Annotated in this window: 18 protein-coding genes; 12 read left to right on the top strand and 6 right to left on the bottom strand. The window is 39.1% G+C overall.

Annotated features, from left to right (window positions below; all coding sequences use genetic code 11):
• The first annotated feature begins 456 nt into the window (after window positions 1–456).
• Together HNP81_RS05645 and HNP81_RS05640 are read left to right on the top strand one after the other, a co-directional pair.
• The gene (locus tag HNP81_RS05645; protein ID WP_051405030.1) at window positions 457–648 is read left to right on the top strand and encodes a hypothetical protein; all 192 of its coding nucleotides are present in this window, start codon (window positions 457–459) and stop codon (window positions 646–648) included.
• 68 nt (window positions 649–716) lie between these two features.
• Window positions 717–2,030 carry a CBS domain-containing protein gene (locus HNP81_RS05640; protein WP_028392229.1) on the top strand — a complete coding sequence of 438 codons (1,314 nt, stop codon included), beginning with the start codon at window positions 717–719 and terminating at the stop codon, window positions 2,028–2,030.
• Between the two features lie 297 nt (window positions 2,031–2,327).
• On the opposite strand, the gene HNP81_RS05635 is transcribed toward HNP81_RS05640, so the two are convergent.
• Window positions 2,328–2,636 (bottom strand): YtpI family protein, encoded by a 309-nt coding sequence (locus HNP81_RS05635; protein WP_028392228.1) that lies wholly within the window; start codon window positions 2,634–2,636, stop codon window positions 2,328–2,330.
• Window positions 2,637–3,200: 564 nt separating this feature from the next.
• Between HNP81_RS05635 and HNP81_RS05630 the strand changes: the two genes are divergently transcribed.
• Window positions 3,201–4,142, top strand: coding sequence for a DHH family phosphoesterase (locus HNP81_RS05630; protein WP_182501863.1), 942 nt, complete (start codon window positions 3,201–3,203; stop codon window positions 4,140–4,142).
• Window positions 4,143–4,193: 51 nt separating this feature from the next.
• On the opposite strand, the gene ytrI is transcribed toward HNP81_RS05630, so the two are convergent.
• Together ytrI and ytrH are read right to left on the bottom strand one after the other, a co-directional pair.
• Window positions 4,194–4,694 (bottom strand): sporulation membrane protein YtrI, encoded by a 501-nt coding sequence (gene ytrI, locus HNP81_RS05625; RefSeq protein WP_182501862.1) that lies wholly within the window; start codon window positions 4,692–4,694, stop codon window positions 4,194–4,196.
• Window positions 4,691–5,032 (bottom strand): sporulation membrane protein YtrH, encoded by a 342-nt coding sequence (ytrH, locus tag HNP81_RS05620; RefSeq protein WP_084552369.1) that lies wholly within the window; start codon window positions 5,030–5,032, stop codon window positions 4,691–4,693. The genes ytrI and ytrH overlap by 4 nt, the downstream gene beginning before the upstream one ends.
• Before the next feature lie 443 nt (window positions 5,033–5,475).
• Here ytrH and dnaE point away from each other — a divergent pair, with 443 nt between their 5' ends.
• The 7 genes from dnaE to pyk all read left to right on the top strand — a co-directional run bounded on the left by dnaE (window position 5,476) and on the right by pyk (window position 16,260).
• The gene (gene dnaE, locus HNP81_RS05615) at window positions 5,476–8,835 is read left to right on the top strand and encodes a DNA polymerase III subunit alpha (protein ID WP_182501861.1); all 3,360 of its coding nucleotides are present in this window, start codon (window positions 5,476–5,478) and stop codon (window positions 8,833–8,835) included.
• 115 nt (window positions 8,836–8,950) lie between these two features.
• A complete protein-coding gene (gene ystJ / locus HNP81_RS05610) occupies window positions 8,951–10,192 on the top strand; it encodes an NADP-dependent malic enzyme (protein ID WP_182501860.1) in 1,242 nt (413 codons plus the stop codon).
• Window positions 10,189–10,815, top strand: coding sequence for a FadR/GntR family transcriptional regulator (locus HNP81_RS05605; RefSeq protein WP_182501859.1), 627 nt, complete (start codon window positions 10,189–10,191; stop codon window positions 10,813–10,815). The genes ystJ and HNP81_RS05605 overlap by 4 nt, the downstream gene beginning before the upstream one ends.
• 105 nt (window positions 10,816–10,920) lie before the next feature.
• Window positions 10,921–11,787: an acetyl-CoA carboxylase, carboxyltransferase subunit beta gene (gene accD / locus HNP81_RS05600; protein ID WP_182501858.1), complete on the top strand. Its 867-nt coding sequence runs from the start codon at window positions 10,921–10,923 to the stop codon at window positions 11,785–11,787.
• Complete coding sequence (gene accA, locus HNP81_RS05595) at window positions 11,784–12,776, top strand: acetyl-CoA carboxylase carboxyl transferase subunit alpha (protein ID WP_028392220.1); 993 nt, start codon at window positions 11,784–11,786, stop codon at window positions 12,774–12,776. The genes accD and accA overlap by 4 nt, the downstream gene beginning before the upstream one ends.
• A gap of 733 nt (window positions 12,777–13,509) precedes the next feature.
• Window positions 13,510–14,469, top strand: coding sequence for a 6-phosphofructokinase (gene pfkA, locus HNP81_RS05590; protein WP_182501857.1), 960 nt, complete (start codon window positions 13,510–13,512; stop codon window positions 14,467–14,469).
• Window positions 14,470–14,502: 33 nt separating this feature from the next.
• Complete coding sequence (gene pyk, locus HNP81_RS05585) at window positions 14,503–16,260, top strand: pyruvate kinase (RefSeq protein WP_028392218.1); 1,758 nt, start codon at window positions 14,503–14,505, stop codon at window positions 16,258–16,260.
• 138 nt (window positions 16,261–16,398) lie between these two features.
• Here pyk and HNP81_RS05580 read toward each other — a convergent pair whose 3' ends face one another.
• From HNP81_RS05580 to HNP81_RS05570, 3 genes are read right to left on the bottom strand one after another with little or no spacing between them, the layout of a single operon-like run.
• Window positions 16,399–18,006: a YndJ family protein gene (locus HNP81_RS05580; RefSeq protein ID WP_182501856.1), complete on the bottom strand. Its 1,608-nt coding sequence runs from the start codon at window positions 18,004–18,006 to the stop codon at window positions 16,399–16,401.
• Entirely contained in the window at window positions 17,993–18,607 is a 615-nt protein-coding gene (locus HNP81_RS05575) for a DUF4166 domain-containing protein (RefSeq protein ID WP_182501855.1), read from the bottom strand. Before HNP81_RS05575 ends, HNP81_RS05580 begins: the two co-directional genes overlap by 14 nt.
• Before the next feature lie 9 nt (window positions 18,608–18,616).
• Window positions 18,617–19,528 carry a DoxX-like family protein gene (locus HNP81_RS05570; RefSeq protein WP_182501854.1) on the bottom strand — a complete coding sequence of 304 codons (912 nt, stop codon included), beginning with the start codon at window positions 19,526–19,528 and terminating at the stop codon, window positions 18,617–18,619.
• A gap of 562 nt (window positions 19,529–20,090) precedes the next feature.
• Between HNP81_RS05570 and HNP81_RS05565 the strand changes: the two genes are divergently transcribed.
• Window positions 20,091–21,365 carry an MFS transporter gene (locus tag HNP81_RS05565; RefSeq protein ID WP_182501853.1) on the top strand — a complete coding sequence of 425 codons (1,275 nt, stop codon included), beginning with the start codon at window positions 20,091–20,093 and terminating at the stop codon, window positions 21,363–21,365.
• Between the two features lie 128 nt (window positions 21,366–21,493).
• Window positions 21,494–21,889 carry an FxsA family protein gene (locus tag HNP81_RS05560; RefSeq protein ID WP_182501852.1) on the top strand — a complete coding sequence of 132 codons (396 nt, stop codon included), beginning with the start codon at window positions 21,494–21,496 and terminating at the stop codon, window positions 21,887–21,889.
• The last annotated feature ends 141 nt before the right edge of the window (window positions 21,890–22,030 follow it).

Here is a 22,030-nt window from a genome sequence, read left to right as displayed (position 1 = left end):
GCACTTGCGGGGTCTCCCTCAACACGCTTTTCCCGCAGGAGTCTCGCACCTTCCACTACAATCAACATCTGTTCGAATTGGTTTCTTGCTAAAAAACAACAATCTTTACGAAAAGAGCCTTAAAAAAAGACTGACTTTTTACAGCCAATCTAAGGGGACGCAAGGTGCTTCCTCACGCCTTGTATATTATATGAAAGTATTAAGACAAGCGTTCCTCCATTTATCCCACTCTTACTATCCATAAAGGTCCATTGGTTCTACTAAATCTTTGAAGATCACAAAGGTAAGTTTCACTTTATAGACCTGTTCAATGATTTGCTCTTAGAGTGTGAGGTCAGGCCTTTTCCCCTTGCTTCTTTTTCCTCCTTGTTTTGCATACAATATAGTGCAAGGTACTATGGGGAGGGGATTGTCATAAAACAAAGATATTTACTTTGTTTGCTACTATGCGGTGTTATGCTTTATTATGCAATACCAAGACTATCTTTGACGGCTGGCGGACTTACGTCGCTATTTTCTGCTGCTTGGTTATTGTTTGCTTTGTTTGCAATCGCTGGGAATTTAACAGCTATTTTATATTCTCCGAAAAAGGTAAAAAAGCACAAAGCATCTATGAATAAAAAGAAAAGAATTCATTATTATCAATAGTTGCGTTTGAATAGCTCGTACATTCACTCTATAATGAAAGCAGGAAGATTGGGAAAAGGGTGAAGAGCTTGGCAACGAAGCATGAGCAAATTTTAAAACATATAGATGGACTACCAGTCGGTAAAAAAATATCCGTACGTCAAATTGCAAAGGCTTTAAGTGTAAGTGAAGGGACAGCATACCGAGCCATTAAGGAAGCAGAGAACCAAGGATATGTCAGTTCAATCGAACGGGTCGGCACAATTCGAATTGAACGAAAGAAGAAAGAGAATATTGAGAAGCTGACTTTTGCGGAAGTTGTTAATATTGTGGACGGACAAGTTCTAGGCGGGCGCGAAGGTCTTCATAAAACGTTGAACAAATTCGTGATCGGTGCGATGAAGCTTGAGGCAATGATGCGATATACAGGACCTGGTGATTTACTAATTGTCGGGAATCGATCTCAAGCACATGACCAGGCGTTAACGGCGGGAGCGGCTGTATTGATCACCGGCGGATTTGATGCCGAAGATGATACAAAGAAACTTGCTGACCAGTTACAGCTGCCGATTATTTCCACAAGCTATGATACGTTTACAGTAGCAACGATGATTAACCGGGCTATTTATGACCAATTAATAAAAAAAGAAATTCTACTTGTTGAAGATATCTTAATGCCGGTCCATGAAACGACTTTCTTAAACGTGGGCGACAAAATTAGCGATTGGCTCAAACTTAATCGTGATACAAAGCATAGTAGATTTCCCGTCGTAGACAACAATATGAAAGTACAAGGTATGGTCACTTCTAAGGATGTTCTAGCCCAGGAAGAAGAAGTGTTCATTGATAAAGTCATGACAAAGAATCCAATGACGGTCGGCATGAAAACAAGTGTTGCTTCATCCGCGCATATGATGGTTTGGGAAGGCATTGAGCAACTGCCTGTAGTAAATGATCATCATGTGCTTCAAGGGATTGTCACTCGTCAAGACGTATTAAAAGCACTGCAAATGAGCCAGAGGCAGCCTCAGGTAGGCGAAACGATTGACGATACGATTACTAGTCAGCTTGTGATGAATGGGAATAAAGGTGAAGAAATTTATCAGTATGAAATGACGCCGCAAATGACGAATTATTTAGGAACAATTTCAGCAGGTGTTTTTACGACACTTGTAACAGATTCCGCGAACCGAGCACTCAGAAGTTATAAACGGGGTGATTTGGTAGTTGAAAATATGACAATCTACTTTATCAAACCGGTTCAAATGGATAGCGTGCTAGAGATTCATCCGCGTGTTCTTGAGGTAGGCCGCAAGTTCGGTAAAGTGGATGTAGAAGTATTCAATGAAGGGAAATTGGTCGGGAAAGCGATTTTGACGTGTCAATTACTTGAAAAATCATAACGCATTAGAAAAGAGGCTGTTTAAATCGCTAACCCTTTACAAATAAGTTATCTATTTTTATCTCTATTAAAAGAGGATATCCCAAAAAAGGTCGACCACTTACTCTATACATTTCATAGTGGTACTTACACATAAAATGAGTTGTATAGGTTTCAGGTCTGATCCTTTCGATTGGGACATCCTTCTTCTACTTTCATTTGATTGTACAATTCTTATCCCGATTTGATAATCGGGTTCGTAGAGTCGTTTTATCGTAGTAGAGCAGAGATATTTGCGATTCTAGAACGGGACTTTCAATCAGTGGGAGGTCATTTTATGCTTCGCTTCTTCAATTGCAAGCGGTAAAAAATGTTTATATACTTTAAAACCACCCCAAATGCTTAATCCGCCAATTACGATAAAGATTGCTCCAATTATGAAGGTCGTTGTCGTTTGGAACAGTATGAGTTGGTTAATCCCGTAAGTAGCAACAAATACACCTAATGCAATAGACGATTTGCCCTTCAGCCATTTCTTTTCCATTGGCAAACGAGTTCGAGCAGATTTTATTTTATAAAACAGATAAAATGCAAGTGAAACACAAATAACCGCTACAAGTGGTAACATACGTTTTAATCCTCCGTTTACATACTTCTAATCCTAGATTTAATAGGCCGTAAATCCTCAGTGGTAAGTCAAACATACGTTGACGCGGGCCTAAAAGTTGTACTTAAGTCTATGATTGAACAGGTTCGTCGTGTCGCTTTTTGCTCATAATTAACGACTGTAGAACAGGGCTAACCATCTAGTGAGATGTCGTCTACTGGTGAAGTTTCACTTTATTGTAACGCTTTCAGCTCTAGATTTCCACCTATATCCTTTATACTTCATACTGTATGAAGGGATTTTGGCTCAGCGGATCGAATCATAAAGTTAGTAGGAATAGCGTAAATAAAGTGAAACTTCAATCAGTGGGCGCTTCATCTTCTCCTGATTGTTAGTCCCAATTTAGTATCCGCTTCAACAAACTCAGACTAAGTACGACGCGTCCTCATGTCTTCGTCTGAGTGATCCACATACTGTGGGCTTAAACTAAACTAAAAACCTTTGAAGACAAGCCCTGAGGTGGGGGCTTTACTGCCCGTTAATGAGGGATAAAACCATACATTACAAGTAATGAAGGAGAATCCAATGATTGCTGAAATTTTAGAAGTAATAAGATCATACCAGACTATTATTATCCACCGTCACGTTCGACCTGACCCGGATGCATACGGATCACAAGGAGGGCTGGCGGAAATTTTAAAAACCTCTTTTCCAGAGAAAAATATTTACACGGTGGGCAAGGAAGAAGAATCGCTGAATTATTTAAGAAGATTAGATACGATATCTGATGATGTTTATCTAGGTGCACTTGTGATTGTATGCGATACAGCAAATGTCGAACGAATTTGCGATGATCGTTATCGTCAAGGTGACAAATTAATAAAAATCGATCATCATCCGAATGATGACAGTTATGGAGATATACGCTGGGTAGATACGAGTGCAAGTTCGACAAGTGAAATGATTTATGAGTTTTATCTGCATGGAAAAGACAAGGGATTGAAAATGAATGATGATACTGCTCGATTACTATTTGCTGGAATGGTAGGAGATACAGGGCGCTTTTTATATCCGAGCACGTCTGAAAAAACATTCCTCTACGCAGGTGAGCTTATTCATTATGCGTTCAGTAGACCAGAGCTGTTTACAGCAATGTACGATGTAGAAGAAAAGATTGTTCGCTTGAACGGGTATGTGCTACAGCATTTTGAAGTGCTCACTAGCGGTGTCGGCAAAATGGTCATTACGAAGGAAATTCTTACTCAATTTGACACAACGCCAGCTGAAGCTTCATTGCTTGTGAGTGCGCTTGGTTCGGTTAAAGGGCTGAAAGCATGGGTATTTTTCATTGAGGAAGAAAAAGAAATTCGCGTTCGGTTGCGCTCTAAAGGTCCTGTAATAAATGGAGTTGCGAAGCGATACAATGGAGGCGGACATCCAATGGCTGCCGGAGCATCGATTTATTCTTGGAGTGAAGTAGAGCATGTTATTCGCGATTTAGAAGACGTGGTCCAAAAGAGTCAATAAGGATGTCAATGATGGGGGAAAGGGTCGATTAGGAGCATCAGACCCTTTTCATTATTTACGATGCAACTTCACTTCAATATTCATCGTCGTGTATAAGAAAATTTCAACGACTTCAAGACGGTAGCTTTTCTTGTTTATTTCAATGATTTTGTTTTCAATCGATTTTTTCAATAGGGTTTTACTGTTATAAACCGTTTCAACTTCTTTGGCGATTAGAGAGGTTAAATCGTCTTCAATGACATCTTCCACTTCTGCTATACTTAATAAATCAAGATCATATTGTTTCCCGTTTAAAACCACTACCTTTACCTCTTCAATCAGAAGCTTTTTCTTTGCTTGTTGATTCAATTGATGATAATCTTTTTCCCATATTTCTATTTTATCCGACATATCATGGATTATCTTATTTTGCTTATGAATTTTATTAATTTGTTTTTCTTGAAGAACACCGTGCATATATAGAAAAACAAACCAGCTGAGCAGCCCTCCAATTACTACACCGACAAAGAAGCGCTGCCAAGTGGACTTTCGATAAAGCGGGGGAATCCTCATGATGAAATCTCACCTTGTGTAAACCACATAACTAATAAAGATCCAGTTTTGGCACCGCCCATAGCAGATAAAATCAAGAGAAATTGCTTGAAAATATCTTTGGTCGCTCCATCCAAAATGCCACGTTCAAACGAATACACGGTATCGAAAGTTCCGCCGATCGCTGCGATAATCGCCCATATTCTTAATGAGTCCGCAAGGTTTTTTATCGTTGTTAAAGGTGCTTGTCCAGTGAAAAATGCCGCCAGCCCGCCAATCAATGCTCCCCCAAATAATACGCCAAGTGAAATAAAATAACTGTTAATAAAAGCAGGGAAAAAAGCTTCCTTCATATCCATCACCCTTATTCATTTAATTCTTCATTCTTATTTATATGGACCAAGTAAACTTGATATGATAAAGATAATTCTTTTAAGCGCATTGTTAAGAAATCTAATGTGTGGAACATAGCTCGATAAAAATCGAAACACTCATATATTGTGGTAAATTTGATAAAACTGCGTCAAATCATTGGTTATTCATTTGCGCAAAATTATTAGCCTTTAGCGTACAAAATGGGAACGTATTTTCCTTTTTTGAAGTTTAGCACTATACTATAAAGTGAAACTTCATTCAGTGGGGGGCTTTATCCCCGACTGATTGTTAGTTGAACCAATAGGGCGTTTACGGACAGTTATCTCCCACCTACGCTTCTTCGATTCCTCTAAGCTTTGTAGGTGGGAGGTTACTGCCCGTTAATGCGGGATATAGAAAAGATGCTTAATAAAGGTGGGAGAGAAATATGTGTATTCACCTTCATATACAAAGTGCTTACAGCTTGCTAACAAGCACGATTAAATTAAATGAGCTTGTATCAAAAGCAAAGGCGAATGGATTTTCAAGCCTAGCATTGACCGATAGAAATGTTATGTACGGTGCACCCTATTTTTATAAAGAATGTCTGAAACAAGGAATTAAGCCGATTATCGGCTTGATAGCGGATATACTAGATGAACAAGGGGGTTCCTTTCCACTCCTGCTACTTGCCAAAAATAACCGAGGTTACTCCAATCTACTCAAAATTAGCTCAGCGATTCAAACAAAGTCACAGTTAGGATTGCCGATAAAATGGCTTAAGGCGTATTCAGCTGGCTTGTTTGCCATTTCTCCTGGAAGTGGAGGCAAGATTGAATTAATGCTCTCAGAAGGGAAAATGGAAGAAGCAAAAGAAACAGTTGCCATGTATCAACGGTTATTTGGGATCGACTCTTTTTATCTGTCTTTACAACGCCTGTTGACAACGGGGCAAGACGAAGAAAATAATCACATCCTTACGTTTGCTAGAGAAGTCAATATTGACGTTGTCGCAACGAATCCAGTCTTTTATTTAGAAAAAAACGATGCGCTAGCCCAAGAAGTACTGCTTGCCATAAAAAACGGCAGTAAGCTTACTGATGAAGACAGAATGAAGCTGCCTTCACAGGAATATTACTTAAAAAATGCAGAGCAATTGAAAGAGCTTTTTCGTGATGTACCAGACATACTTGATAACACACGGAAAATTGCAGAGAGCTGTCATGTAGAAATCCCATTCAATCGTTCATTATTGCCCAAATTCCCAGTTCCGAACGATCAAACGGCAGATGACATGCTGGAGCAAATTTGTTTAGAAGGGCTGAAACAGAAAAGACCAGATATGCCAAGTGAATATATCGAACGACTTCATTATGAGCTTCATGTCATTAAGACGATGAAGTTTAGTGATTACTTTCTCATCGTCTGGGATTTTATGAAGTTTGCTAAAAAGGAAAGGATTTTGACAGGTCCGGGAAGAGGATCTTCGGCAGGTTCAATGGTTGCCTATGTTTTATCGATAACGAATGTCGATCCGATAGAGCACCAGCTATTGTTCGAACGTTTCTTAAATCCAGAGAGGGTAACGATGCCGGATATTGATATTGACTTTCCTGATAATCGCCGAGATGAAGTGATTGCCTATGTAGCTCAGAAATATGGAGAATTTCATGTTGCACAGATTATAACCTTTGGGACGCTTGCTGCTAAAGCTGCACTTCGTGATACCGGAAGGGTATTCGGATTGAGTTCGAAAGAGCAAGAGGCATTATCAAAATCTGTCCCCGCGAAACTGGGCATTACGTTAAATCAGGCGTATACGGAGTCCAAAAGATTTCGCGACTTTATTGACTCGAGCGAGCTTTACCGAAGCTTGTATGATACGGCGATTAAGCTTGAAGGACTACCACGACATACATCTACCCATGCCGCTGGTGTCGTAATAAGTGATCAACCGTTAACAGAGATTATTGCCATTCAAGCAGGACATGATGGAATCCATCTGACTCAGTTTCCAATGGATGTGCTTGAAGAAATCGGTCTGTTAAAAATGGACTTTCTAGGTCTACGCAATCTTACGTTGATTGATAATATTACGAAATCGATAAAAAAAAGGACAGGGCGCAAAATTGATATGGCTACCATTCCGCTTCAGGATGAGAAGACGTATGCACTTCTTAGTAAAGGAGAAACGACTGGAATCTTCCAATTTGAATCAGAAGGAATTACGAATGTGCTTGTTCGTCTCAAGCCGTCTCGATTTGAAGATATAGTCGCCGTAAATGCCTTGTATCGCCCAGGTCCAATGGATAATATTCCGCTTTTCATAGAACGGAAACATGGTTTGACACCGATTGAATATGCACATCAAGATTTACAAGCCATTTTGCAAGATACATACGGTGTCATCGTCTACCAAGAGCAAATCATGCAAATTGCGTCAAAGCTTGCCGGGTTTTCATTGGGTGAGGCCGACCTATTACGTAGAGCTGTTTCTAAAAAGAATAAGGATATTCTTGACCAAGAGCGAACCCATTTCGTGAGCGGGTCAGTAAAGCTTGGGTATAAAGAAGAAATTGCACATACTATTTACGATATGATCGTCCGGTTTGCGAACTATGGATTTCCAAGAAGCCATGCGGTTGCCTACAGCTTTATTGCTTATCAGCTTGCATATTTAAAAGCTCATCATCCGACAGACTTTATGGCAGCCTTGCTAACATCTGCAATCGGTAATGATGAGAAAATCGCTCAATATCTTAAGGAAGCGAAGAAGAAAGAAATAGTCATTCTACCACCTTCTATAAATAAAAGCTTTTACTCATTTACATCAGAGAAGGAAGGAATCCGCTATAGTCTTGCTGCAATTAAAAGCGTCGGTGGTGCGATTTTAAAGGAAATTTTTGCAGCGAGGAGAGAGAAGCCGTTTTATGATATATTTGATTTTTGCTTACGTGTTTCCACAAGTGTTGTTAACCGTAAAGTTATAGAAATGCTCATCCATGCTGGTGCATTTGACGAGTTTGAGGTGGACCGAGCAACCTTACTTGCAAGCCTTGACGTAGCCATCGACCATTCAGAGTTAGTAAATCCCAATGATGGCGACTTTGACTTATTTTTAAACAGCGAATTTTCACTCAAACCGAAATATGTTCAAGTGGATCCTATTCGATTAGAAGATAAACTTATTTTTGAGAAAAAGGCTCTTGGCTTGTACTTGTCCGAGCATCCAATCATAGGATATAAAGTTCTCTTTCAATACTTTGGCGCTGTATCTATTGACGAAGCCATTGTTAAAAAAGAAAATAAAGTGCTCATTGGGGTTTATATCTCTTCTGTGAAGGCGATTCGCACGAAAAAAGGTGAAGTGATGGCATTTATAGGAATTAATGATGAGGCCGATGAGTTAGAAGCTGTAGTATTTCCAAATGTGTATAAAACATGTTCCGAAAACTTAATGAATGAAGCTATCATTATGGTTCAGGGGCGCATCGAGGAACGCAATGGAAAAACGCAGATGATTATTGATGAAGTTTACTCATTAGATGTCTTGAAAGAAATGAAAGCAGAATCGACCTCACGCTTATTTATTAAAATTCCAAAACAAAAACAAACAAATGACACACTCAGAAAAATTAAACAGGTATTAGCAAAGTATAAAGGGATGACAAAAGTCATGCTATATTATGAAAGTGAAAACCGTTATGTTCAACTTTCCTTATTGGATTGGGTCGTGCCAAACGAGGCATTAATCAAGCAATTAGCAGGATTAATCGGTAAAGAAAACGTCGTCCTAAAACAAGAATAAATGTTTACATCAGTGATAGATATGTTATATTGAAAGAAGCCTAATGTGGTCAGACCACTTATAAAAATGAAAAATTTTCCTAATTCTATCCGAACTAGTTCAAGGAGTGAATACATTGACATTAAGAGAAGAAGCACTGCATATGCATCGTGTCCATAAGGGAAAGCTTGAAACGGTTTCGAAAGTCCCCGTCCAAAATGCGAAAGATTTAAGTTTAGCCTATTCACCAGGTGTTGCTGAGCCGTGCAAAGAAATCTATGACAAACCAGAAACAGTATATGATTATACAATGAAGGGAAACATGGTAGCTGTTGTTTCCGATGGGACGGCCGTGCTTGGTTTAGGAAATATCGGACCTGAAGCTGCTTTGCCGGTTATGGAAGGAAAAGCACTCCTTTTCAAAAGCTTCGCCGGTGTCGATGCATTCCCTATTTGTTTGAAAACTACGGATGTTGAAAAAATCATAGAAACAGTAAAACTTCTTGAACCTACGTTTGGCGGAGTGAATCTAGAGGATATTGCAGCTCCCAATTGTTTTGTAATTGAAGAAAGATTAAAAAAAGAAACGAATATTCCGGTTTTTCATGATGACCAACATGGAACAGCAATTGTAACAGTGGCAGGTCTTGTTAATGCTCTAAGAATAGTAGGTAAGACGATGTCTGAAATTAAAGTAGTGGCAAGTGGTGCTGGAGCTGCTGGAATTGCGATCATTAAACTTTTATATAATTATGGAGTTCGTGACATTATTATGTGTGATTCCAAAGGCGCTATTTTTGAAGGACGCAAATATGGCATGAATGACGTGAAAGATCAAGTTGCACAAGTTACAAACCGCTCTAAAGTAGAAGGACCGCTTGAAGAGGTAATCAAAGGTGCCGATGTGTTTATTGGGGTGTCGGTGGCAGGAGCGCTTAGCTCAGACATGATTGCTTCGATGAATACGGATCCGATCATTTTTGCGATGGCAAATCCTGACCCAGAAATTATGCCCGAACTTGCTAAAGCTGCTGGCGCAAAAGTCGTCGGAACAGGCCGTTCTGATTTTCCAAACCAAGTTAATAATGTACTTGCCTTTCCTGGAATATTCCGCGGTGCATTAGATGTCCGTGCTACACATATCAATGAAAAAATGAAAGTAGCAGCAGTTGAGGCAATCGCTGGTTTAATTAAAGAAGAGGAACTTCACCCTGATTATGTGATTCCAGCTGCTTTTGATGAAAGGGTAGCACCCGAAGTGGCAGCTGCTGTTGCGAAGGCAGCGATGGAGACTGGTGTAGCAAGAAGAAAAGTAGATCCAGAAGACGTGAAGAAGAAAACGAGAAGGCTTGCTATTATTGGAAAGAGTGAAGAATGAATGATTTGAACAAATCAACGCCTTCAACTAAGCTTTATTTAGAGATTGTAGAAAAGCTTAGGGAAATGATTGACACAGATGGCCTCGTTTCTGGAGATAAGATTCCTTCAGAGCGTGAACTATCAGAGCGCCTCAATGTAGGTCGTTCTTCCATCCGCGAGGCTTTACGAGCATTGGAACTTCTCGGGTTAATTGAAACTCGCAGAGGGGAAGGTACATTCATAAGAGATTATCAAGACCATAATCTCATTAAACTATTAGGCACCTTTTTTTTGCAAGATCCAAAGGTGAAACAAGATTTAGCTGAAACGAAAGAGTATCTAGAGACTAATTGTATCCGAATTGTCATTTCGTCATCTCCTGAACAAGACTTGGAGCAATTTCTAAACTGGGCAACTGGACAAGAATTTAGTGACGATGAATTTTTCACTAAATTGGTCGGCTTAAATAGTAACTTTTTAATGGAAAGAATATGGACGATTGTCAATAGCTATGCTAGAGCCGCGAATCAAGAATTCTTAGCGCTTGATTATAGCTCATACATTCGATTAATCCATTTGATGATAGAACGAAATATAAACCAGGCCATATCTCATTATTTGAAAAATATTAGAAAAAAATAAAATTACCTGATGAATGACAAGTTTTAACAAAGTTTTCATTTAACCTCTGTTAAAGTAGAGGACATGCATAAGGGGCAGAGAATTGCCGGTAAGGGAGGATTCATCTTGCTTAAAGATCTTTTTACGAAAAATAAAAAGAAGAAATATGCCACGATTCCGTCAGATCGTGATCAACAAGATGTACCGGAAGGTTTAATGACTAAATGTTCCGGATGTAAAAAAATCATGTACACGAAAGAACTTCAAAAAAATAATAAAGTATGTCTTCATTGCGGATATCATCATCAAATGACTGCATATGAACGCATTGAAAGTTTATTTGAACCTGGCAGCTTTATTGAAATTGATCGCAATATGCTATCAGTTAACCCGCTTGGCTTTCCAGAATATCTAGAGAAATTAGAGAAAGATAAACAAAAAGCGAGTATGAATGAAGCAGTTGTCACAGGTACTGGGAAAATCGAAGGGTATGATGTGTCGGTTGCCATCATGGATTCACATTTCCGAATGGGCAGCATGGGTTCGGTTGTTGGGGAGAAAATAACAAGGGCAATTGAAAAAGCAGGCGAATTACGCATTCCCTTTATTATTTTCACAGCATCAGGAGGCGCACGTATGCAAGAAGGTATTCTCAGTCTCATGCAAATGGCGAAAACCAGTGCTGCTTTAAAAATGTTCAGTGAGAATGGCGGACTAATTATATCAATTATGACGCATCCAACAACAGGTGGTGTTTCTGCGAGCTTTGCTTCATTAGGTGACATAAATTTGGCAGAACCTGGAGCGTTAATTGGTTTTGCTGGTCGTCGAATTATTGAACAAACGATCCATGAAGAGCTACCGGAGGATTTTCAAACAGCAGAATTTTTGCTGAAGCATGGTCAATTAGATGCTGTTATCTCGCGGACTGAATTAAAAGAAAAACTAGTGAATATATTGAAAATCCATGTTCCAGGTGGTGAATGGGTATGATAGGTGATTTAGAGTTTGAGCGACCAATAACGGATCTTCGGAAAAAAATTGATGAATTAAAAGAGCTGACCAAAACGGCAGATGTTGATTTAACAGCGGAAATTCAAAAACTGGAAAAACGGTTGGAGAATTTACAAGATGACATTTATAAAAATATGAAGCCGTGGGACCGAGTACAAGTAGCTAGACATCCTAACCGACCAACTACATTGGATTATATTCCACAAGTATTCAGTGACTTTCTAGAGCTGCATGGAGATCGTTATTTTGGAGACGATGAAGCAATCGTTGCTGGTATTGCCACGTTTGAAGGAATTCCTGTAACGGTCATTGGCCATCAGCGTGGTAAGGATACGAAAGAGAATATCAGAAGGAATTTTGGTATGCCTCATCCTGAAGGTTACAGAAAGGCATTAAGACTTATGAAACAGGCCGAGAAGTTTGGCCGTCCTGTCATCTGTTTTATTGATACAAAAGGCGCATTTCCAGGAAAAGCGGCGGAAGAACGCGGGCAAAGCGAAGCTATTGCGAAAAATATTTTCGAAATGGCTGGCTTAAAAGTGCCGATTATTTGTATTGTCATCGGTGAAGGAGGAAGCGGAGGCGCACTTGCACTTGGTGTAGGGGACAGAATTCTTATGCTTGAGAATTCAACGTATTCCGTCATCTCTCCTGAAGGAGCAGCAGCATTGCTATGGAAAGATGCCTCACAGGCAAAGCGTGCGGCTGAAACGATGAAAATTACTGCACAGGATTTATTAGGTCTTGGCATTGTTGATGAGATTATCCCTGAAGCTAAGGGTGGTGCTCATAAAAATGATTTAAAAGACCAAGCAACAGCTATTAAGGATAGCTTGAAGCACTCATTAAATGAATTATTGCCGCTATCAACAAGTGAAATCGTTGAGCAAAGATACACGAAATATAAAAAAATCGGGAAATACGAAATAGAAGAAGAACGAAATCTTGATCGGATTAAGTCTGTATAAGAGATAACCCCATCAGTGGGGACTCCCCACTGATGTTTAGTCATGCCACTTTCTCATGTCTTCGTCTGTATGCCCTATATTCTGAGGGTCCAAACTTTACCTCTGCTTAACTTATAGTAAGATTCACTGTATCTATACTGGGTTTATTTTAATAATCGAGGTGACTGCCTGCTGTTAGGGTCGCCCTTGTTCCTAGCTCCTAAAGGCGAAGAGCTAATTGATTATATCCCGCTTAACGGGCAGTAAATCCCTCACTGATTATAGTTTCACTTTATGGGGAAGAAGAGACCTATCGAGAGTGCTGTCTTATGCTAGCCTTTGGATTAATCAAGGCGTTTAAACTGGGGGATAGTTCCTAATCCTCTTGTCTTTCTTTTTCGATTGATGAATGATCAATTGGAAAACTCGCCGAAGAAAAAAGGTGAGTTTTCTTTGGTTGATTCATAGAAAATTTTCCATTTATTTAAATCTAGAATATTTAGAAAAATTCACGGTTTTAATATGAACTTGCTTATGAATTTGCTTATTAAATTTAATTAATTAGGAAATAATGAAGAATGGCACAAAAATAGTTTACGAACGAAGATAACTATTCTAAAATGGATTGTTGAGGTATCTTTTATTTCCGTTAATAAGTGATATCATGTAGTCTTGAATTATTGCGATACTAATTATGAACAGATTAAATCTTATTCAAATTGGTAAATGAGAGATGTTAAAGAGGTGATAGAATTTGAAGAAAATTGGTGTACTTACAAGTGGTGGCGACGCTCCAGGAATGAATGCAGCAATTCGTGCAGTTGTTCGGAAAGCGATATATCATAATATTGAAGTGTATGGGATTTCTCGAGGCTATCAAGGGTTAATAGAAGGAGATATTCGCAAGATGGAAATTGGCTCTGTAGGCGATATCATCCATCGTGGAGGAACGATGCTACGTTCAGCCCGTTGTTTGGAATTTAAAACAGAAGAAGGCCAGTTAAAAGGGATTGAACAATTGAAGAAGCATGGTATCGAGGGGCTTGTTGTTATTGGTGGAGATGGATCATACCAAGGGGCACAGGCTTTGACAAGAAGAGGCTATCCATGTGTTGGTGTTCCAGGAACGATTGATAATGATATACCTGGTACAGATTTCACAATTGGTTTTGATACAGCTCTGAATACAGTCATTGATGCGATTGATAAAATTCGTGATACGGCAACTTCCCATGAAAGAACATATGTAGTTGAAGTAATGGGGAGAAATGCTGGAGATATTGCCTTATGGGCAGGTCTTGCCGGCGGTGCAGAAACGATTTTATGTCCAGAAAACAAGCATGACATCGAAGCTATTATCGCAAAATTAAAGCGTGGCGCAGAACGTGGTAAAAAGCATAGTATCATCATTGTTGCTGAAGGTGTAGGAAGTGCTGTTGACATTGCCAGAGATATTGAAAACACAACAGCATTTGATACACGTGTAACTGTTTTAGGTCATGTTCAACGTGGAGGTTCACCTACAGCAATTGACCGTGTGTTAGCAAGTCGATTAGGAGCACTGGCTGTGGAACTTTTGATGGATGGTCAAGGCGGTCTGGCAGTAGGAATCGTTGCGAATCAATTAGTCCATTATGATATCAATGAAACGTTAGTGAAAAATCATACAATTGATCAAAAAATGTATAAACTTTCAGAAGAATTATCAATTTAATTTTTAGTTAAAAACAGGAGGGGTAGTATCAACATGCGTAAAACCAAAATAGTATGTACGATCGGTCCAGCAAGTGAAAGTGTAGAGAAATTAACCCAGTTGATTGAAGCAGGGATGAATGTGGCTCGTCTGAATTTTTCTCATGGTGACCATGAGGAACACGGAGCTCGAATTAAGAACATCCGTGAAGCGGTTAAAATCACTGGAAAACCAGTCGCTATTCTTTTAGATACAAAAGGACCTGAAATTCGTACGCATAGTATGGAAAACGGCGCGCTTGAATTAAAAGCTGGTTCAAACATTATCGTATCTATGACAGAAGTTTTAGGTACGGAAGAAAAGTTCTCTATTTCATATGAAGGCTTAATTAACGACGTTGAAGTCGGTTCAAAAATTCTATTGGATGATGGTTTAATTGGTCTTGAAGTAACAGAAATTGATCGTACGAATAATGAACTACATACAAAAATTATGAACACAGGAACGCTGAAAAATAAAAAAGGCGTAAACGTACCTGGTGTATCTGTAAATCTTCCAGGAATGACAGAGAAAGATGAAAATGACATTCTTTTCGGAATTGAACAAGATGTTGACTTCATTGCGGCTTCATTTGTTCGCCGTGCATCAGACGTACTAGGAATTCGTGAATTGCTACAAAAAAATAAAGACTGTTCAATTCAAATCATTCCTAAAATTGAAAACCAAGAAGGCGTCGATAATATCGATGAAATTCTAGAAGTATCGGACGGTTTAATGGTAGCAAGGGGAGACTTAGGTGTTGAAATCCCTGCTGAAGAAGTACCACTCGTTCAAAAACAGTTAATTAAAAAATGTAATACGTTCGGAAAACCGGTTATTACGGCAACGCAAATGCTGGATTCTATGCAACGTAATCCACGTCCGACACGTGCAGAAGCAAGTGACGTAGCGAATGCGATTTTTGATGGTACAGATGCAATCATGCTTTCTGGTGAAACAGCAGCAGGAAATTATCCAGTTGAAGCTGTGCAAACGATGCATAATATTGCTTCACGTGCAGAATCTGCTCTTAACTACCAAGATATTTTATCGAAAAGAAGTAAAGACAGTAAACGTACAGTTACAGATGCTATTGGCCAATCTGTCGCTCATACTGCACTTAATATGGATGCTGGCGCAATCATTGCACCGACAGAAAGTGGTCATACAGCACGTATGATTGCTAAATATCGTCCAAAAGCACCGATTATTGCTGTTACATTCGATGAGCACGTATCACGTAAATTAGCACTTGTTTGGGGCGTTTACCCTCAAGTCGGAAAACAATGTGAAACAACGGATCATATGCTTGAAAATGCTGTAGAAGTAAGCTTAAATTCTGGACTAGTTCAACATGGCGATCTTGTTGTCATTACTGCTGGTGCAGTAGGTGAAGCAGGAACTACGAATTTGATGAAGGTTCATGTTTTGGGCGAGGTTCTTCTGAAAGCTCAAGGGATTGGCCGCAAAACTTCAAATGGAAACGTAGTAGTTGCAAGAACAGCAGCAGAAGCACTTGAAAAAGTGACAGAAGGATCTGTACTCGTAACAATTGGATCTGATCGAGATATGATGCCTGCTATTGAAAAATGTTCAGCTCTTATTACAGAAGAAGGCGGGTTGACTAGCCACGCAGCAGTAGTAGGTGTGAACTTAGGAATCCCTGTGATTGTTGGAGCGGATAACGCAACTTCGATCTTCAAGGATGGGCAACATGTAACAGTTGATGCTAGCCGCGGTGTGGTATATAAAGGCCATGCAAGCGTACTTTAATTCGTATTAAAAAGAATTCTTTAATAGGGTCAGGTCTCACAACTATGTACAGTAGCTGTGAGACTTGACCCTTTCGTTTTCCTTCTGTAAACACCAGGATGTTGATCATCACTATATGTCCGCATTCCAGTAATGAATCTACTTATGAACGTCATTATTATGATAAATAACATACTCTATTTTTAAAAAAGGTATGGAAAAAATCCACATAGTATGATTAGCGACAAGCGTGCCGTCAGCTGTTTCTTTAACATGAAATTGTTCATCAATTGGCAGTTTTACTAGCCAGTGTTTAATGGCTAAATAGATGCCAGAATCAGCATTTGGTGTATGTACTTTTTTACTTGAAAGCTGCAATTCATTACCTATTTGGTTCAGTTCGAGAATGCCAATCATTGCTGACCATGGCAAAGGAAGCGAAATATTCATATAGGTTCTGCTGTCCTTTTCATGTGTTGAGTAAAGAGCAACAAAAACAATCTCTTCTTTGATTTTCCTTACCCAGGCTCTAGTATTAGCCCGACCATCCTTTTCGTCGTTAATCGGGAAGATCTCACCGGTCATTTCGATCTGCCGACTTGAAAGAGGCAGATCGATTTGTTTAACAGACCTACTTATAGGTCGATAGATGATGGCGAATGGCTTAAACCATGCTTGCCATTTAACTTTAGCAAAGAGCCTGTATTCATTCGTATTTTCATAAAAATCAATGATTCTGGGTGCTAATGTTTGCCGGTTGATTTCTGGTTCGTACAGACCCATATGATCAATCAATCCCTGATAATGGTTGTTCTCAATGATTTCAGCAAGGATGTTTTCGCCAATTACATGTTTTCCTCTTATCTTGCTTATGGGAAACGTCCATTTGATTACAGTTGTTGGCGGAATCGAAATAGACCAGCCGATAATCCCTGTTAATGCAAATCCGGCAGTATTAACAAAACCGTGAAAACGGAGCATGAAGTCGATGCTAATAGAATGAGTGCCGAATAGATTCCCTGAAGCATACAATAAGGAAAATAATATCGTGATACCTAAAGATGTAAATGACAAACAGACGAGCCACTTCTGTAATGTTCTTGAATATGGTGCTTGGAAGGATAAGTGAATGAGCCCATAAATCCCAATCATATAGGCGATAACTGATAGAAGCTCAATCACTATTGAAAAAGTAATGCCAAGAGCGACAATCATTGGAGCAATGAGAATAATACTCGTGATCAGGCTATATGAACGCGGCTTATAGACTCTTCCGAGAAAACCGACAAAAATCGGCAGTAAGAAGGCGGAATAATGAAAGTGAATCGCTGTCAGCCACGTTAGCATGGGCGTAAATCCGGTGTCGATGTTGGCAGTAAAAGCAAAAAACCAAATGCCGCCCATTACTAAATACATCATCGCCATATTAATCGAAAATTCCTCTATATGCGTAAAACCACTCATAAAGAAACGACTTAAACCATATAAAGCAACAACAAAGGTAAACAATAAATAAACCGCTGCTAACAGGACGTCCCACTCAGTATTTGTTGTGAGTTGGATTAGGACAATGGAAAGATAAGCGGGAATTGAGATAAAGGGATAAAATTTTGAAAACCAATCACCTTTAGTTACGATTAACTTTAAAGTAAGTGGCACATAGACAATTTGTGCTCCTGTTAACAATAATAGATGCCACGGACCTTTACCGAAAAAAACGACAAGCAAGAATAGAATAATCGACAGTAAGATTTTAGCAACGTTCATTCGGTGTAAATTCTCCTTCATACGCAAAAATCAGACCGATTAGTGGATTACGCACTTCTACTTTTATCGAAAAGACTTTCCGGTCTTCTATATATGCCTCGGTTACGGTTGCTAACCCTTGTAAAAATTTCGGTACAGGGATTTCAAGCAACCCTAAAACGAGACGTTGATCTTTTGATTCGATTTGCACTTCACCAGTTTGTGAAACATGAAACGAAAGATCAGAGTAGAACAAGCTAGGTTCCCCTAAATAATCCTTAATAACAAGTCGTTCATGATCCAAGCTCATGACTGCATTGAAAAATCGTTTCTTGCCTTCAAAATAAAAAATGCGCTCCCAATGAATCTGTTCTTCGCCATTTTTACCAATTCGTGCCGTATTCACGATTGAAAAAGGAATAAGGTGACCATGCTCTGGGAATAATAGCTTCCAGTTAACTCCTAGCAAGAAGAAAGGATAAAGCCATTTTGGTCCACCTTTTATCGTTTTCATCACACCATATGCTTGAAACGGCTTTTTTGCAGAAATATCATACCTGTTTTGCAGCATAGGATGGAGTACATTAAATTGGTTTCCTAGTATTTTTTTATATATAGACATGCTAATCTCCTAATCTCTTTCTCTCTGTCGCTTACAACTCTTTGCGGAAGGAATATCTTTGCTTAGTAGAAATCCAATAATGGAAAGAGTGAGTAAACTCAAATTGAAGGTGAGTGGATTAAAAGGATGAATTAAATAATCTCGTTCAGCCATTATTGCAGCGAAAGTAAGTAATGGAAAAATGATGATTTGGAATCCAAAAAGCTTTCGTTTGTTTTTATAAAATAGCCAAAAGAAACCGAAGAGTACTTCCGCAATTCCAATGAAGATTACTAACCACTCTGCATATTGTGTAATGAATGGAAATCCTTTTTGGATCATCGCTATTTCCTCTGGGTGTGTGTAGAGTAATTTCGGAAAGAATCCGTGATAGCTCCAGACGAAGAAGAAAAGAAAGGAGATCATCCAGCTGCTAAAAAAACGTATATATTGAGTCGCTGGTGTTTCACCTTTTTCCAGCCATCTTTTCAGCACATCAAAGCTAAGTGCAGTTGCCCAGCCAATCAGTGGCCGAAACAGAAAACGATCGAATTCATGACCAAGACGGCCAAAATTCACGTTATATGTATACTGTGTTAAGAAGGTGATAGCATCTTTTTTCTGCTTATATTGCCAATAGCCTTTGCCTTCTTTAATGATGGAAATGGAATCATCTGTCCCAAAGTGCAACGATGATGTTCTTGACCCATCTTTCCCAGAATGTGATCCTACAGTCGCGCCCCAGCCTTCTATACTCCATCCAGGTACGATCTTAGTTTTATAGGAAAACTTCTGCGGCTCATTATCTTCACTTTGTAAATAGGTAATGGAAGTAAAACGAAGATCCCATTGCTCATGAAAGTTTGGTGTTTGTGTTGCCTGCCATAGCTTGTCCATCTCTGAATCGATATCTATTTCAACATAGATTGGCTTCGCATTCATTGATCTCACCTCTAATTGTAGCTTATCACAGTTGGAAAATTAGGGAAATGATAAATGAATATATTTGAAAAATTGCAAAAAACTTCTGTTTGTAAATGAATCATAATTATTAGTAAATAAATGGTTAAAAGTCTGATAATTATGTTTCAGAATAGTACTATTATAGTAAGGGGGAGATGAACCTTCATCAAAACCCTGTTTAACAAGAAGGGTTATACGCAACAAAAAGTCTTTTAAATAGGCTGTTTTCACATACTTTGTTGTTTTTCAATCATTTTTACACTAATAACCCGGGTTGATTTCCGTTGTAGGTACTCGCTTTCCGTGGGCGGTCTCAGAAGCCTCCTCAGTGCTTTGCACTTGCGGGGTCTCCCTCAACACGCTTTTCCCGCAGGAGTCTCGCACCTGTAACGAAGATCAACATCTGTTCGAATTGGTTTCTTGCTAAAAACAACAATCTTTACGAAAAGAGCCTTTAAATAAAAGTTGAAGGCAAATGAGTGGGTAAGGTATTAAACAATAACTAGAAATGTATCTGATATATCAAGGGAGGAATTTATGAATGGGGAAAATGTCCACACCTGAAAGAAGCTGGGCCTTGTACGATTGGGCAAATTCGGCGTATTCGATTGTCGTCGTCACAGCCATCTTTCCCTTATATTTTAAATCAGCCGCTAGTAATGCAGGTATTGCAGCACATACATCTACTGCCTATTGGGGGTATGCTAATTCGCTTGCGACACTTTTAGTTTCGATTTTGGCTCCATTACTCGGAACGATCGCCGACTTTAGGGGTTTTAAAAAAAGATTTTTTACTTTTTTCGCATCATTAGGTGTAATCTTCACGTTGATGTTATCCGTTGTTCCAAATAATCAATGGCTGATTTTATTGGGATGCTTCGTATTGACGTCTATCGGTTTTGCGGGAGCGAATATCTTTTATGATGCATTTCTTGTCGACGTAACTGACAAAGAAAGAATGCATCGGATCTCTGCTAATGGATATGCATTAGGGTATATCGGCAGTACAATTCCGTTCGTTATCAGCATTGCTTTTATTATTTTGGCCCAACAAAAGATAATTCCAATTTCTGTGCCGGTAGCTAGCCAGATTGCCTTTGCTATTACAGCTTTATGGTGGGGACTATTCACTATACCAATGCTAAAAAACGTAGAACAGAAATATTATGTGGACCGTGTACGACATCCTGTTGCAACGAGTTTTAAAAAACTGTTCCTCACTTTGAAAAACATCAAAGCGTACCGTGCGTTATTTCTCTTCCTATTGGCCTATTTCTTTTACATTGATGGCGTTCATACAGTTATTACCATGTCTACAGCGTATGGGTCTGATTTAGGGCTCGACGCAACGACGCTTTTAATTGTCTTATTCGTTACTCAAATCATTGCCGCTCCTTTTTCGATGCTTTTCGGAAAACTGTCCGATCGATTTAATGAAAAAAGAATGATTGCAGTCGGAATTCTAGTTTATATTTTTATCTGTATTTATGCCTATTTCTTAGAGTCTGCACTCGACTTTTGGATTCTTGCAATGCTGGTCGGAACGTCGCAAGGAGGCGTGCAAGCCTTGAGTCGATCTTATTTTGCCAAGCTGATTCCAAAAGAATCTTCGAATGAATTCTTTGGTTTTTATAATATCTTCGGTAAATTCGCAGCAATATTAGGACCAGTCCTAGTTGGTGCAACAGCGCAAATGACAGGCAACACAAGCAGCGGCGTGTTCAGTCTGATTATCTTATTCGTCATAGGAGGCATCTTGTTGCTTCGTGTACGAGAAGACGGTGAGCCGGTATCTACGACAACGATTTCTAGTTAAATGATGAACGAGGATGTTCAATAAGGATATCCTTATTTGTTTCGAGTAGTTATAGTTAATATTTCATCTCAAATACCGTATAATAGACCTACAGACACCAAAAATGGACTGTGCTGGAGGAATGTTAAATGAAGTACATGATATCTAGTTTACTTGCTCTTACCGTTCTTGAAATTGTCACCCTTTTATTGGCAGGGAAAGTAATGGGGATTGGCGGAACTCTTGTTTTGGTGTTGGGCACTGGTATTCTCGGTGTTTTATTGGCAAAAAAACAAGGAATCGAAACATTAAGAAAAGCTCAGGAACAAATGAAATATGGGGAAGTTCCCGGAGCTGAAATTGTTGACGGAATCTGTATTTTACTAGGTGGGCTCTTTTTACTGCTACCTGGTTTTGTATCTGATTTAATCGGTTTATTGTTAGTGCTACCATTTACTCGTTCGCTAATTAAACCCGTTATTTTTAGATATATTAGAAATCGGATGCACCGTATGAACCGAGGTAAAGTGACGATTATTAGATAAAAACTCACATACAATAAAATTGAAACCTCAATCAGTGGGGTACTGCCCGTTAATGCGGGTTATATTGGTATTCTAAATAGAATTTAAAAAAAGGATGTCCTAAAAGTCCGGTCTTTCGCTCGCTAGACAGTTTATCGTGTT

The sequence above is a fragment of the Peribacillus huizhouensis genome (genome assembly GCF_014138605.1).
Classification (GTDB): Bacteria; Bacillota; Bacilli; order Bacillales; family DSM-1321; genus Peribacillus; species Peribacillus huizhouensis.
This window is presented reverse-complemented; position numbering and strand designations above follow the sequence as displayed.

What these genes read in the sequence shown, in the direction of transcription:
- HNP81_RS05645 (WP_051405030.1), top strand. Translation starts at nt 457, where the DNA reads ATGCTTTATTATGCAATACCAAGACTATCTTTGACGGCTGGCGGACTT.
- HNP81_RS05635 (WP_028392228.1), bottom strand. Translation starts at nt 2,636, where the DNA reads ATGTTACCACTTGTAGCGGTTATTTGTGTTTCACTTGCATTTTATCTG.
- HNP81_RS05630 (WP_182501863.1), top strand. Translation starts at nt 3,201, where the DNA reads ATGATTGCTGAAATTTTAGAAGTAATAAGATCATACCAGACTATTATT.
- ytrI (WP_182501862.1), bottom strand. Translation starts at nt 4,694, where the DNA reads ATGAGGATTCCCCCGCTTTATCGAAAGTCCACTTGGCAGCGCTTCTTT.
- ytrH (WP_084552369.1), bottom strand. Translation starts at nt 5,032, where the DNA reads ATGGATATGAAGGAAGCTTTTTTCCCTGCTTTTATTAACAGTTATTTT.
- dnaE (WP_182501861.1), top strand. Translation starts at nt 5,476, where the DNA reads ATGTGTATTCACCTTCATATACAAAGTGCTTACAGCTTGCTAACAAGC.
- HNP81_RS05605 (WP_182501859.1), top strand. Translation starts at nt 10,189, where the DNA reads ATGAATGATTTGAACAAATCAACGCCTTCAACTAAGCTTTATTTAGAG.
- accA (WP_028392220.1), top strand. Translation starts at nt 11,784, where the DNA reads ATGATAGGTGATTTAGAGTTTGAGCGACCAATAACGGATCTTCGGAAA.
- pyk (WP_028392218.1), top strand. Translation starts at nt 14,503, where the DNA reads ATGCGTAAAACCAAAATAGTATGTACGATCGGTCCAGCAAGTGAAAGT.
- HNP81_RS05580 (WP_182501856.1), bottom strand. Translation starts at nt 18,006, where the DNA reads ATGAACGTTGCTAAAATCTTACTGTCGATTATTCTATTCTTGCTTGTC.
- HNP81_RS05575 (WP_182501855.1), bottom strand. Translation starts at nt 18,607, where the DNA reads ATGTCTATATATAAAAAAATACTAGGAAACCAATTTAATGTACTCCAT.
- HNP81_RS05570 (WP_182501854.1), bottom strand. Translation starts at nt 19,528, where the DNA reads ATGAATGCGAAGCCAATCTATGTTGAAATAGATATCGATTCAGAGATG.
- HNP81_RS05565 (WP_182501853.1), top strand. Translation starts at nt 20,091, where the DNA reads ATGGGGAAAATGTCCACACCTGAAAGAAGCTGGGCCTTGTACGATTGG.
- HNP81_RS05560 (WP_182501852.1), top strand. Translation starts at nt 21,494, where the DNA reads ATGAAGTACATGATATCTAGTTTACTTGCTCTTACCGTTCTTGAAATT.